Source organism: Streptomyces sp. NPDC058872 (assembly GCF_042743065.1).
In the GTDB taxonomy this organism is placed as follows: domain Bacteria; phylum Actinomycetota; class Actinomycetes; order Streptomycetales; family Streptomycetaceae; genus Streptomyces.
On record NZ_JBHYMK010000064.1, the window covers coordinates 31,863 to 44,575 of the forward strand.

The window sequence follows — 12,713 nt, forward strand, 5'->3', positions numbered from 1 at the left end:
TCGCACTAGCTGGCCGAGGTTCACCCCTCCACGGCATCAGCCTGGGGGCTCCTGTGTGCACAGCGCGTCGTCGACTGCGTAACGCACCACAGGAAACGGCCTGGCCAGCAGGAGTACCACCGATGACCAGCGGCCGTCACGTTCGGCGCCGAGCCAGCGGGGCGAACGCGAGACCTCAAAGCTACACCAAATGTCCAGTATGACGTCAAAGAGGGGGATGGGGGCGATGCGCGCACGCCAGCTGCACGCCACATGGTGTGCCGGCATGCCACCCAGCCGAGGGGCGCCACGCCCGGCGGGGCAAGAAGGGGCCGTCAGGCCGAGAGCGGCAACTCTCGGACGGACGCTGCATGAGCCCCCGCTCCCAAATAGGCACAGGAGCGCGCCATCCCGTGACTCTCTGCAACCAGTACAGAGTTTAAGAACCAAGTCTGGATCTTGACACGGGTCCGTGCGTATGTTCGTCGTCCCCCGGGCACCCTGCCCGGCACGTCGGACCTGAGGAGCACGGCAGATCGTGTAGGTCCGCATACAGCGACGGCGCCCGAGAGCGGGAACTCACGGACGCCGAACGCTAAGTGGCATGTCCGCCCCGGCAAGGGCGGAGGTTGCCCACCATCACCACGCTGAGTCCTTCCGAGGGGCGCTTCAGCGTGGCAACACTGCAACGAGGAGTATCGCATGTCTCCTGCCCTGCGCAAAAGGCCCTTTCGCCTGGCCTGCGCGGCAACCATCTCCGCCCCGGTGCCTCAGGGCCCCGGGCGGGAGCACCTCATGCCGGCCTCGGCGAGCCGACAGAGCCGCCCCGTGACCGGGAGCGGCCGATGAGCAGCGAAGCCCGCGAGTGGGTGTGGGAGCACAGCTCCAGCCGAGGGACCGCGCGCCTGGTCCTGCTGTCGATCGCCGACCGGGTGGCCGACGAGCAGTGCGTCTCCTGGGCCTCGCTGTCCAGCCTCGCCAAGCGCACCCGCGCTTCCGTCTCCACGGTGCGCGAGGCCATCGACCGCCTGGTCCATGCCGGCGAGCTGGAGCAGCTCGACGACCTCACCGGCCCGCAGCGCAGCACCGTCTACCGCCTGCCCCTCGCCGCCCAGGCCGTGGCAGAGACCGCGCGGGACGCGGATAGGGACGCCGACCGGGCGCCTGAGGGCGAGCCCGAAGCCGCCTCTGCCCTGCGGATCTCGGTCCTGCGGCGGTACGGAATCCGGCCTCGCGAGGTACCGGAATCCCCCGCGAGGGACCGGAAACCGGCAGTACCGGAATCCGGCAGGCCCCGGCGGAAACCGGCACCCCGCCGTACCGGAAACCGGCACAGCGATGTACCGGAAACCGGCACACAGAACCGTAGTGAACCGGTTTTGAACCGTAGGTACAGCAGTGGTGCTGCCGTCATCTCGGCTTGCGAGTGGCAGGTCGACCCCGCCACCCACACCTGGATCCGCCAGCAGGGGCACCTCGACCGCCTCGGCCAGGACGGTCTGCAGGCAGCCGACGCGAAGTGGCGCGCCCACCGGGCGGCGCTGAAGCCGAGGCCGGCGGATGCCTGGGCTGTCGACTGGCGCTCTTGGGTCGCCCGGGAGCACGCCCCCAGCCGTCCGAACCTCTACGCCGTGCCTGGCGGAGCCCCTGCCGCCCCGGGCGGCATGACGCGGGCCGAAGCCCACACCGCCGCCCTTCTCGCCGCCCTCGACGAGCCGACCGGAACGGAGGGCTGACCGTGGACCGCCGCGAAACCGCCGCCCTGCTGGCCTACATCGGCCGACTCGACCCCCGCACCATCCGCACCGACCCGGGCGAGGCCCGCGACCAGCTCGCCCAGTGGCACGAGCTGCTCGGCGACGTGCCGATGGCCACTCCGCACGGCTGGGACGCCCGCGTCGCCGCCCGCCAGCACATCCGCACCTCGCCGTATCAGATCCTGCCCGCGGACGTGGCCCGTCCCTGGGAGAGCTACCGGCGCGACCGCCTGTCCCGGCACTCCGACCCCACGCCTTCCGTCGACCCGGACGACCAGGCCGCCTGGACCGCCGAGCTGATCGGTGCCCGCCGCGCCGTCGCCACCGGTCTCGCGCAGCCCGCGCAGGCCCGGGCGATCACGAGCGGTCGCGACGGGATCGAGCCGGCGCTGAAGGCGCGGCTGCAGGAGATCGGCTCCTGTATACCGCCCGCCGCCCGAGCAGCCCTCGCGCCCTACCGGCCCGCCCGAGCCGCACGCGAGGCCGCTGTCGCACAGGGACTGCCCGATCCTCTCGGCGTCCGGTGCAGCTGGTGCCTGGCGCAGCCCGGTGAGCCCTGCCGTCGGCGCCGGGTCGGTCCGGACAGCGGCGTGCGGGGAATCGCCCCGCGTGCCACCCCGCACCCCGGCCGGATCGACCTCGCCGCCGCCCAGCAGGCGCAACAGCCGGCCATGGCCTGACCGGCGTACATGACTGGCGCACCCCGCTCCCTACGCCACCGGCCACCACCGTCCTTCCTCGGCTACGGCGCACGCTCCCGCGCCGCACCCGACTCCGCGCCCGCCGGGCACCGCCCTGGCCCGCAGACGCGGCAGCACATCGGAGAACCCCTTGCGCAACATCACCACCCACGACGCGCCGGCCTCCGGCCTGCGCGGCATCGCAGACACCAGCTGGCACACCCGTGGGGCGTGCCACGGCATGGACGTCGAGGACGCCGACGCCGTGTTCTTCCCACTCCCCCGGGACCACGAGGCCATCGCCGAGGCGAAGGAGCTGTGCGGCTGGTGCCCGGTGAGCGGCGACTGCCTCAACTACGCCCTGGAGAACATCCTCAAAGAGGGCATCTGGGGCGGACTCACCGAAGCAGAGCGCCGCCCGTGGCACGACGGGCTGCCCAAGCGCCTCGACTACCGGCGCATAACTGGATTCTTCCTGGGCCGCGACGTCCACCTGACCGAGGCCGAGCGCCAGGTCGTCATCGACCACGCCTACGTCCGCGGCTGGCGACCCGCCCGGCTCGCCGCCGGCCTGCAGATCAGCCCCAAGCACGCCCGTGACCTCCTCCGGCAATCGGCCAACAAGGTCCTCGACCGCGACCGCACCTACGATGTGCCCCGCCCCAAGAAGAAGCGGAAGAAGACCGCTCCGGCAGTAGGCAGCCCTGTATCCGCCAAGCCCGGCACCCGGCGGCCGGTGCCCCGCCAGGCAGCGCCGACCGTGACGTCCGCCTCTTTCGGAAAGGCCGCATGACCCACCCCGTCCTGTCCCTGGGGGCCCCTTTGGACTTCCCGCTCCTGCTCGTCGCCGGCGTCCCCGCCGCCTTCGCCCTGGTGCTGATCACCTGGACGATCCGGCGCCGGGGAAGCCGCCCGCGAAAGCGCCTCGGCGGCCCGGCGGTCAAGGTCGCCGCCCTCGCTGCCCTGGGCTGCACCGCCTACAGCGCCGACACGAGCTGGCGCTTCGCGGCCGACTACCTCAACATGGCCGGCACCGCCGAGCGCGCCGGCATGTTCGCCGCCGCGGAACTGGCCCTGTTCGCGACCGCGCTCATGGCACGCCAGAACCTGGCCACCCAGGGCGCCCCCGGCCTGCCCGGCACCCTGGTCTGGGTGATCACCGGGGTGCAGGTGATCCCCGCCTATGCCGAGAGCGGTCCCATCGGCGGTACCGTCCGGGCCTTCGTCGGCCCGGTCATGGCGGCCATGCTGTGGCACCTCGCCATGGGCATCGAGCTGCGTCTTCACACCCCCGGCGCCGCCTCAAACGGGGTGCTCGCCGTCCTGAGCCGAGAGGCACGCGAGCGGCTGCTGTCTCGGCTGGGCGTCGCCGCTCGGGACCGCGACGCCGCGCAGATCACCCGGGACCGGGCCACCTCCCGCGCAGTCGCTCTCGCTGCCCGTCTCGCCGAGCGCACCCCAGAGCAGCAGGCCAGCCGTCGCGGCCGGCGGCTGACCCGGCGTCTGTCGAAGGCGATCGACAGGGCCTCGGTGGGTACCGACCCCCTCCAACGCGCACAGCTGCTCGACCAGCTCGCCGCTCGGCGACACGCGCTCGCGCTCGCCACGGTCCCGCTTCCTTCTCCCTGGTCCGCTGTGGACAGCGGCACGGCGGCAGCGACGGTCCCCGCACAGCCAGCATCGAATGCGTCGGTCTGTGGCCACGGTCCCGACGAGCCGGTCCGGGACCGAGGACCGAAGACTTCTCGGGGACCGGTCCCCTGCAACGCGGACCGGGACGTCAAACCCGGGGCGAGGACCGCGGGCGGCGAAACGGAAACACTCGCGGGGACCGAGCCGTCCGAAGACGGCGCGGTCCCGAGGACCGAATCCGCCGGTCCCGATGCCCCAGCACGAGAAGCTGCAGCTCAGGACCCAGATTCTCACCGGGGACCGAGCCCTTCGGAGTGCGGGACCGACACCGCCGAGGACCGAGGACCGACCACCCCCCGGTCCGGGACCGACACCACCCAGGACCGAGGACCGACCACCCCCCGGTCCGGGACCGACACCACCCAGGACCGAGGACACAAGGTCCCACTCCGTCGGAAGCCGACCCGGAAGTCCCGGACCAAGGTGAAGGAGAAGCGGGCCCGGACCCGCCTCCAGCAGTCGCAGCCCCCGGCACGTGAGCTGGGCGAGTCCGAGCGCCAGCTCGTCCACGAAGTGCGCCCCCATGTCCCTGCCTTGCTCGAACGCGACGGCAACGGAGCCATCACCCGAGTGCAGCTGCGCGAGATCATCCGCCGCCAGGGCCTGACGGGGGTCGGGAACGACCGGCTCGGCCTGGTCTTGCAGGAGCTGCGCACCGAAGACGTCACCACGACAAGGAGCACCGTCCGATGAAGACCTGCCACTACTTCACCCGCATGCGTACGCAGTTCGAGCGGGAGATCGGCTTCATGCTCGCCCATTCCAAGCGGCACGAGGGCAGTCCGGCGGCGAAGTCCAGCGCGAAGCAGGCCGCATCGGCGAAGCAGCGGATGGCCCGGGCCCTCAGCGGTCATGTCGGGCGCTGCCCCGAGTGCGGTTGAGCCTGCAAAGACGCAGCTCAACGCCCCTATCCGCCATGGGTGGCCCGGCCTCGCGCCGGGCCACCGCCCCGCTTATGGAGGTACGCCGTGATTCCGCCTTCTCCTCGGTCATCCGAGCCCACGGTCGCCGAGGCCGGCGCCTGGGCGGACGTCCTGGTCCGTCGGCGGCTCGTGCACGCCGCTGCTCTCGTGCCCACCGGCCAGTGGCTCGTCCAGGGCCGTCCCGACGGCCCGGTCCGCGTCCTTGCGGGACCGGCCGACGTCCTCGGACTGGCCGCCGCCATCCAGCTCCACATCCGTTCCACGAGGCCCGAATCCCGATGACGTACCCGATCCAGAACGGCACCACCCCGGAACCTGCTCGCGACCACAACTCGGTCTCGGGGCGAGCAAGTTGGGGCGGAAGTAGTACTTCCGCCAAGCCCGCCCCTGAAGGGGCGGGAGAGGACCTGCACCGGGGGGCGCAGGTCCTGGAGGCTTCGACCGAGGGCGGATCGAAGCCTGAGGGGGAACGCAAGTCGAATCGTGAGCCTCGCGAGCGTTCTGCCCGTCAGCGTCCACGTCAGCCGCCCGAGAAGAAGCGCCGTCACCTGCGTACAACCCGCTTCAACGACGCCGAGTGCGCTCTGATCGTTTCCGCCGCCGCCCAGTGCAACCTGACCGTCGGCGGCTTCCTCGCTCGTGCCGCGCTCGCCGCGGCCCGAGATCTCGATCGAACGGACGCAGAGATCGCCACCGAGCGCGATGTCCTGACCGCGCTGTTCGACAGCCGGCGCAAGCTCGGCTGGGCCGGCAGCAACCTGAACCAGATGACGAAGGCCCTCAATACCGGTGCCGATGCCACCATCCCTCAGCTGGAGGCAAGCCTCGCGGCCGTACGGCGGGCCGCCGACGCCGTGCACGCCGCCGCGACCGCCGTCCTCGAACAGCGGCAGGCAACATGATCCCCAGCGTCAACAACCCCGGCGACCGGACCATCGGCCTGCTCGCCTACCTCTACGGCCCCGGCAAGCACGAGGAGCACATCGACCCGCATCTCGTCGCCTCCTTCGACGGCATGGCCCCCGACCCCGGTCGCGACCCGAACGCCACGCTGAAGGCCCTCCAGCAGCTCCTGGACCAACCCGTCCAAGCCCTCCCCAGGCACGCCCGCCCGGCCAAGCACGTGTGGCACACCTCCGTACGCGCAGACCCCGGCGACCGGACGCTGTCGGACGAGGAATGGGCCGGTATCGCCCGCCGGATCGTCGCCGCCACCGGCATCGACCCCGGCGACGGACAGCCCGGCTGCCGCTGGGCCGCCGTGCGGCACGCAGACGACCACATCCACATCGTGGCCACGCTCGTGGCCGAGGACGGCCGACGCCCCGACGACTTCCGCTCGGGCACCCGCGCCCAGGCCGAAGCCCGGCTCATCGAGAAGGAACTCGGCCTTCACGAGGTCGCGCCCGGGGACGGCACCGCCGCTCAGCGGCCCACCAGCGCCGAACGCCACAAGGCCGAGCGTCAGGGCCGTGAGCGCACCGCCCGCGAAGAACTCCGTGAGACGGTGCGGCGGGCGGTGGCCGGGGCGAGTAGCGAGGAGGAGTTCTTCGACCGGCTCGCCGACGCCGGCCTGCTGATCCGCAAGCGCGCCGCGCCCTCCGGGGACCTCCTCGGGTACAAGGTCGCGCTGCCCGACGACCGGAACAAGGACGGCGAGCCGGTGTTCTACCCCGGTGCCCGCCTCGCCCCCGACCTCTCACTGCCCCGTATCCGGGAGCGCTGGTCCGGCGACGCCCAGGACGCCGCCGCTCCCCGACGCGAGGACGCGGCTCCTTCGGGGTCGAGCACCCCGGCTAGCGCCCGTCGCCGGGCGGCATCGGCCGCGTGGCAGGCCGTGCTCGTCATCGAGCACGGTGACGACGCGGTCGCAGCCGCCCACATCGCCGCGGCCGGCGAGATCCTGGACGCCCTCGCGAAGACGTCTGCCGCTCACACCCGCAGCGAACTGCGTGACGCCGCCACCGCGTTCGAACGGGCCTCACGCTCGCACGTCCGCGCCGTGCGAGGGCACGACCGCGCCCTGCGCCAGGCCGCCCGCGACCTCGTCCACGGCGGTCCGGCCCTCGGCCGCGGCGAGGACGGAGCCACCACCGCCATGGCCATCGACATGCTGTTCTTCCTGATCACCACCGCCGCCCACTGGCACGCGAAGAAGGGCCACGCGCAGCAGGCCGTCGCCGCCGCGCGGGCCGCCGAGCACCTGCGCTCCGCCTACCAGGCCGCCGCCGCCCACCCCCTGGGCGTGCTCTACCAGCGAGGCCGGCGCCTGAACCGGCCCCTGCTCCAGCGACAGACGGTCGTGCTACGCGAGGCACTGCCCGCCCTGGCCGAGCAGATCCTCGCCGAACCCGGCTGGTACGCCTTGGCCGCGACCATCGCGGACGCCGAAGCCGCCGGCCACGACCCGGCCGCCCTGCTGTCCAACGCGGTCGAGCGCCGCGAACTCGACACCGCGGAGTCAGTGAGCGACGTGCTGGTCTGGCGGATGCGGCGGATGGCCGATCTGCCCGCCGACGCCTCGGACCTGCCCGCGTACGGCACAACAGACGGCTCGTCCCCCACGAGCCGGGCGGCATCCCGACCCTCTGCCCCTGGCCGGCGTCGCAGCGCGGAGGGCACCGCCGGAAAGACCCGGTGAACCCTCCAGCACATGCCGTACCGCCGTGCCAGCACACCGCCAGCAACAGGGCCACCGCCGCCTCCAGGCCACTGGAGACTTTGTGAATTGAACCTCCCGGCGGCGTGGGGCACGATCATGACGCGAGAAGGACGAGGCAGAGGAGGACGTCAGGATGTTTCACCGGATACGCCGCCGGGCGGCGGAGCCCAGCGAGGCGCAGCGCCGATTCTTCGAGATGTCGGCGCGGCTGCAGGACCAGGTCCCGCCGGGCATCGGGGGGCCGCCGACCGAGCCCGAGCCCGCTGAGCAGGCCGCCCCGATGGACGACTTCCTTCCGCCGGACCTGCGGGTGCCCAGCCACGACCAGCTCGACGGCAGGATGATGCCCTGGAAGCAGCCGCTCGTCCTCGACGACGAGATGGTCGCCTGCACCGAGTGCGGCGCGTACCGGAACTGGCTCGTCCTGTCCACCCGCGATCAGATCTGGCTGCGCTGCCCGGCGGGCCACCAGCAGCAGGAGAACCGCCTCGACACCGCCTGGTACAACCGGAGTGCCGGGCCCGCAGACGCGACGCATGCCACGTTCGAGGACTGCCTGCGCCACCTCGGCCACTGACCCCCACCCCTACAACCCCACCGGGCCCACGGGCCCGCACTGACCACCCGTCGCCTAGCACCAAGGGGTCAGTTCCGTCATGCGCGTTCGCGTCGCCACCACCGCCCTCGGCATCACCGCCGCTCTTCTCGCCGTGTCCGCGTGCTCCAGCACCACCGCCGACACGAAGTCCGACACCCCCTCCTCCGTCCCCTCCGAGAAGCCGGCCCTCTCCGACCGCAACGCCGCTCTGCTGTCTTCGGACATCCTGGAGAGGCGCCTGCTCGACGAGAGCGATCTCGGTGGCGGCTACGTGCACAAGCCGGAGCGCGCCGCCCAGCACGACGACATCACCGTCGTCGGCTGCCCGGCCCTGAGCAAGCTGGGCGGCGACGCGGCGACCGGCGGCACGCTCGCCTTCCCGCGCAAGGCGAAGGCCGCCTTCACCTACGCCGACGGCTCCTCCGAACTCTCGGAGGAGCTGTACAGCGACAGCGCGAACAAGCTGTCCGACGGCATAAGCCGGATCTCCGACGCCATGACCGGCTGCCCGAGCTATCAGGTCGTCGCGGGTGGGACCCCGATCGACGTCTCCACGCGGAAGCTGCCCGCGCCCCACGGTCTCGGTGACGAGCAGTGGAGCCAGCTCCTGACGTTCACCGCCGGAGGACGGAGCACCGTGGTGAAGCAGACCGCGATCCGTGACGGCAGTCTGCTGTTGATCGTCTCGGGCTCGCCGGCACTGGTCGACCGCCACCTCGGCACGGCCCTCGCCAAGGCCACAGCGACCACCTGACCGGCACTAACCCACGGACGCCCCCGACCTGCTCGTCGGGGGCATCCTCGCGTTGATCAACACGCTCAACAGCACATGCCGCCGGGACCAGCACCAGGACCAGCCCTGACCGGGCGGCGCCTGGGCACGGGGCGCGAGCAGCAAGAAGCCCGGCCCTCCCATAGGGAGAAGCCGGGCTGTGCGCGTCGCGCGAGAAGGTGGCCGCCAGGCGTTAAATGGCTGGCGCGCGAAGGATGAGCTGTACTGAGATTTGTGGAGTCCCTGATGCCAGGGTTACGGTCCTGGCGAAGGAGATCCACCAGCACCATGGCAGCACCCCGTAAATATCCGGACGAACTGCGCGAGCGCGCGATCCGCGAGGTCCGCACCACCGGCCGCCCGATCGCGCACGTCGCGAAGGACCTGGGCATCCACAAGGAGGCCCTGCGAGGCTGGGTCCGCCAGGCCGAGGCCGACCGCGGCGAGCGGGACGACCGGCTCACCACCGCCGAGCTGGACGAGCTCAAGCAACTCCGTAAAGAAGTAGCGGAGTTGCGGCGGGCGAACGAGATCCTGAAAGCCGCCTCGGTGTTTTTTGCCCAGGAGATCGACCGTCCCCGGACGAGGCCGAGCAGGTGATCGACCACCTGCGCGAGAGGGGCCTTGGGGTCGATCCCGTCTGCCGGGTGCTGGAGCTGTCGCCGTCGACGTATTTCGCCCGCAAGAAGCGGCCGAAGTCGGCCCGACGGCTCCGGGACGAGCAGCTCATGCCGCTGATCGAAGAGGTCCACACGGAATCGGGCGGCACCTACGGCGCCCGCCGTATCACCCGCGCGCTTCGGCGCAAGGGCCACGGGGTGGCCCGCTGCACCGTCGAGCGGCTGATGGCCGAGCTGGGCCTGGAGGGCGTCATCCGTGGCCGGCGGCGCCGGACCACGATTCCGGAACCGTCGGCGCCGCGTCCGCCGGACCTGGTCGACCGCGACTTCACCGCCTCCCGGCCCGATCAGCTGTGGGTCGCGGACATGACGTATGTCCGCACCTGGTCGGGATGGGCGTATGTGGCGTTCGTCCTGGACGTGTACTCGCGGATGATCGTCGGCTGGCAGGTCGCGAACCACATGCGGACCGAACTCCCGCTGGATGCACTGGAGATGGCGCTCTGGCGGCGCCGGATCAAGAAGGACTCCGGACTGATACACCACAGCGATCGCGGGTCGCAATACGTGTCGATTCGGTATACCGACCGGCTCGCCGACATCGGCGCCTCCGCCTCCGTCGGCTCCGTCGCGGACTCGTATGACAACGCGATGGCCGAGGCGCTGAACGGGACCTTCAAGGCCGAGCTGATCGAGATGCAGGGTCCCTGGAAGGACGTCGACCAGGTCGAGCGGGCGATCTTCCAGTGGATCACCTGGTACAACGAAGAACGCCTTCACTCCGCGCTCGACTACGTACCGCCCGCCGAGTACGAAGAAGCCTTCTGGCGGAGCCAGGAACAGACCCCGCAGTCCGCCTGAAACAAGATCACCGGACTCTACGAAACTCGGGGCAGCTCAGGAGCCGATCCCGGGTGGCCTCGGGCAAGACCCGGCGCAGGACCGGTGCGGTCGAGCTGAGGGAGGCGGCAAAGGCGGCGACCAGGTCGTGCGGAGCGCTGGGGCCAAAGGACGCCACCCACAGGCACGGTGCCCCGAGCACGGGCTCGGCCCATGCCTGCCAACCTGGCGGTCCCGCCTCACCCGCGTTCGTGGTCAGGACACGCGGGTCGCCGTCCTGGATGAGAGGCGGTACCTCACCGAGGCTGAGGTGCGAGGTGAACGTCGGGTCGGTCGCTACCGCCTGCGGCTGGTCGATGTCACGGAGCCATCCGTGTGCGGCGACGGCGTCGAGGACCACCTCCGGGCCGGCGAGCGGCTCGACGGGCTGGTCGCGGGCGTCGAGCGCGACGAGGAAGTCGGCCACGGCCTCGCCGGGGACATCGGGGGTGAAGTAGGCCGACCATCCAGCAAGCGGACTGCTCATCTCCGCGCGGGCGGAGACCTGCCAGGCGATCGGCAGCTCCCCCAGGTAGAACGGCTCATCGGCCAGACTCCACTGGGCCCACCGGAGGCGGTCCGGGCTGATGTGCAGGACGGTGCTGCGCAGGACCTGACGGTCCTCCCACGCTTCGTCCGGCTCATGGCGACCACGGACGACCGTCAGGCTCGCCCAGCCCAGGCCGGCGAGCGTGTCGGCGACGGTGTCGTAGAGACTGCCATCGTCACCGGCAAGGTGTCGGGGACCGACCCAGAACTCGGGCTGGCCATGGGACGAGATGGGCGGAATGTCGGGGGACAGGGGCGCCTCCAAGGGCTCGGTGCGGGTCTACTTGCCGCCGGCGGTGCGGCGGGGGCGGCGTGGGGGTGCCTGGACGGGGCCCTGCCAGGTCAGGGCGACAGCGACCTCGGGTGGCAGGTGGCCGAGCTGGGCGTTCTCGTCGCGGCCCTCGGCGAGGTATACGACGGTCTGGCCGGTCGCGTCCACGGACTGCACAACCTGTGTCAGGCGGTGCGCGGTCGGGAAGAAGGGGTTCATGGCCTGGCGAACCGGAGCGTCACGGTCGCATCGGGACAGCAGGTCGATGAGACTGCCGACGGTGATCTCCGGGGACGTCACGAATAGCCTCCTGGGGCAAATGCAGCGGGCGATAGGTACGCGGCCGGTGGCTCTCAGCCGGCCGCCGGGCTCGGAAGGAGCAAAGGCTGGTGCACCTGCTCCGTCACACGCGACGTGAGGTCTCCAGTACGCGTGCCACGGTGGCGGCCACGATCTCGGCCGGTGTCTCGGTGTCGAACGACACGTGGTAGCCAGGTACCTTGGCCGTGCCGGTGACGGCGATCTTCCATCCCTCGCCGTTGGCGCCGGGACGACCGAGCGGGAACCAGCCGAGGTAGAACCGGCCGTCCTTGCTGCTGACGTGTACGTCCGCGCGATCATCCACGATGAGGTGGAAGTCCTCCGCGGAGAACTGGTCCATCACTAGCGTGGGCTGGCCGGGACCGAGCTGCCACTCACGGAGTCGCAGAGCTTCTACATTCGTGGAGAATCCAGGGCTCACAGGAGCCACGGTCACGAGCAATCACCTCTCTGACCTGGAGTTTCTTGCAAGGTCGTCTACGTTGACATGCCCCTGCCCCCGTTGGCCAGTCTTTCAGGCATCTTTCCTGTCTGCCCCCGGCGAACTGATATCCCTTGTCGTTCTGTGAGATCTCAGAAACCGCGCCATATTCTCAGGGTCAGCCGCACCCCAGCACCGTTTATGGCGTTCCGCACTCCCCGAAGGGCTTCGCGTGGCACTCCTACTGCACCCTCTCCAGTCCCCACTGGACAAGATGACCGACTACCTCCGGGACGCACAGCTCATCCACCGAGCGACCCAGGAACGTCTCACCCAGAAGACCACCGAGCGGCAGGCGCAGGGCAAACGAGGGAGCGGACAGCCCGGAGCGGAGCACTCGGCTCTGAACCGCGCTGTCGTCGTTGCCGCTGTCGGCGCACTCGAAGCCTTCACCGAAGACCTCGCGATAACAGCTCAAGAGCACTACCCGCCGGCTAATACTCCAGTCTGGTTTCGCGATCTTGTGGCGACCCTGGCTGGGAACGGGTACGGCCACCGCGTGATCATCGGTTGGTGTGTGGACAAACGA

The 12,713-nt window shown here is 70.8% G+C and carries 15 protein-coding genes; 11 read left to right on the top strand and 4 right to left on the bottom strand.

Annotated elements, in window-relative coordinates; genetic code table 11:
- Window positions 1-824 precede the first annotated feature (824 nt).
- The 5 genes from ACFW22_RS30220 to ACFW22_RS30240 all read left to right on the top strand — a co-directional run bounded on the left by ACFW22_RS30220 (window position 825) and on the right by ACFW22_RS30240 (window position 4,989).
- Window positions 825-1,715 carry a helix-turn-helix domain-containing protein gene (locus ACFW22_RS30220; protein WP_384876607.1) on the top strand — a complete coding sequence of 297 codons (891 nt, stop codon included), beginning with the start codon at window positions 825-827 and terminating at the stop codon, window positions 1,713-1,715.
- A 2-nt stretch (window positions 1,716-1,717) separates the two neighbouring features.
- On the top strand, window positions 1,718-2,416 hold the full coding sequence (locus ACFW22_RS30225; protein ID WP_384876609.1) for a hypothetical protein: 699 nt from the start codon (window positions 1,718-1,720) through the stop codon (window positions 2,414-2,416).
- Window positions 2,417-2,567: 151 nt separating this feature from the next.
- The gene (locus ACFW22_RS30230; RefSeq protein ID WP_384876610.1) at window positions 2,568-3,209 is read left to right on the top strand and encodes a WhiB family transcriptional regulator; all 642 of its coding nucleotides are present in this window, start codon (window positions 2,568-2,570) and stop codon (window positions 3,207-3,209) included.
- Window positions 3,206-4,801: a hypothetical protein gene (locus ACFW22_RS30235; protein ID WP_384876612.1), complete on the top strand. Its 1,596-nt coding sequence runs from the start codon at window positions 3,206-3,208 to the stop codon at window positions 4,799-4,801. The genes ACFW22_RS30230 and ACFW22_RS30235 overlap by 4 nt, the downstream gene beginning before the upstream one ends.
- Window positions 4,798-4,989 carry a hypothetical protein gene (locus tag ACFW22_RS30240; protein ID WP_384876614.1) on the top strand — a complete coding sequence of 64 codons (192 nt, stop codon included), beginning with the start codon at window positions 4,798-4,800 and terminating at the stop codon, window positions 4,987-4,989. Before ACFW22_RS30235 ends, ACFW22_RS30240 begins: the two co-directional genes overlap by 4 nt.
- A gap of 108 nt (window positions 4,990-5,097) precedes the next feature.
- On the opposite strand, the gene ACFW22_RS30245 is transcribed toward ACFW22_RS30240, so the two are convergent.
- On the bottom strand, window positions 5,098-5,283 hold the full coding sequence (locus tag ACFW22_RS30245) for a hypothetical protein (protein ID WP_386410588.1): 186 nt from the start codon (window positions 5,281-5,283) through the stop codon (window positions 5,098-5,100).
- 26 nt (window positions 5,284-5,309) lie between these two features.
- Between ACFW22_RS30245 and ACFW22_RS30250 the strand changes: the two genes are divergently transcribed.
- From ACFW22_RS30250 to ACFW22_RS30270, 5 genes are all read left to right on the top strand, one after another.
- Window positions 5,310-5,933, top strand: a complete 624-nt coding sequence (locus ACFW22_RS30250; protein ID WP_384876618.1) for a hypothetical protein — start codon at window positions 5,310-5,312, stop codon at window positions 5,931-5,933.
- Window positions 5,930-7,672 carry a relaxase/mobilization nuclease domain-containing protein gene (locus ACFW22_RS30255; protein WP_384876620.1) on the top strand — a complete coding sequence of 581 codons (1,743 nt, stop codon included), beginning with the start codon at window positions 5,930-5,932 and terminating at the stop codon, window positions 7,670-7,672. The genes ACFW22_RS30250 and ACFW22_RS30255 overlap by 4 nt, the downstream gene beginning before the upstream one ends.
- 154 nt (window positions 7,673-7,826) lie before the next feature.
- Window positions 7,827-8,270 (top strand): hypothetical protein, encoded by a 444-nt coding sequence (locus ACFW22_RS30260; protein ID WP_384876622.1) that lies wholly within the window; start codon window positions 7,827-7,829, stop codon window positions 8,268-8,270.
- Window positions 8,271-8,349: 79 nt separating this feature from the next.
- On the top strand, window positions 8,350-9,045 hold the full coding sequence (locus ACFW22_RS30265) for a hypothetical protein (RefSeq protein WP_384876624.1): 696 nt from the start codon (window positions 8,350-8,352) through the stop codon (window positions 9,043-9,045).
- Window positions 9,046-9,351: 306 nt separating this feature from the next.
- A protein-coding gene (locus tag ACFW22_RS30270) for an IS3 family transposase (RefSeq protein ID WP_386410594.1) occupies window positions 9,352-10,544 on the top strand; the annotation gives its coding sequence in 2 pieces (ribosomal slippage) (window positions 9,352-9,616 and window positions 9,616-10,544; 1,194 coding nt in all).
- A 7-nt stretch (window positions 10,545-10,551) separates the two neighbouring features.
- On the opposite strand, the gene ACFW22_RS30275 is transcribed toward ACFW22_RS30270, so the two are convergent.
- From ACFW22_RS30275 to ACFW22_RS30285, 3 genes are all read right to left on the bottom strand, one after another.
- Window positions 10,552-11,376: a DUF317 domain-containing protein gene (locus tag ACFW22_RS30275; protein WP_386410597.1), complete on the bottom strand. Its 825-nt coding sequence runs from the start codon at window positions 11,374-11,376 to the stop codon at window positions 10,552-10,554.
- A 15-nt stretch (window positions 11,377-11,391) separates the two neighbouring features.
- Window positions 11,392-11,682 (bottom strand): hypothetical protein, encoded by a 291-nt coding sequence (locus tag ACFW22_RS30280; protein ID WP_386410600.1) that lies wholly within the window; start codon window positions 11,680-11,682, stop codon window positions 11,392-11,394.
- Window positions 11,683-11,785: 103 nt separating this feature from the next.
- Entirely contained in the window at window positions 11,786-12,139 is a 354-nt protein-coding gene (locus tag ACFW22_RS30285; protein ID WP_386410603.1) for a DUF317 domain-containing protein, read from the bottom strand.
- Between the two features lie 259 nt (window positions 12,140-12,398).
- On the opposite strand from ACFW22_RS30285, the gene ACFW22_RS30290 reads away from it, so the two are divergent.
- The coding region (locus ACFW22_RS30290) for a hypothetical protein (protein WP_386410606.1) at window positions 12,399-12,713 on the top strand (315 nt) is incomplete at its 3' end.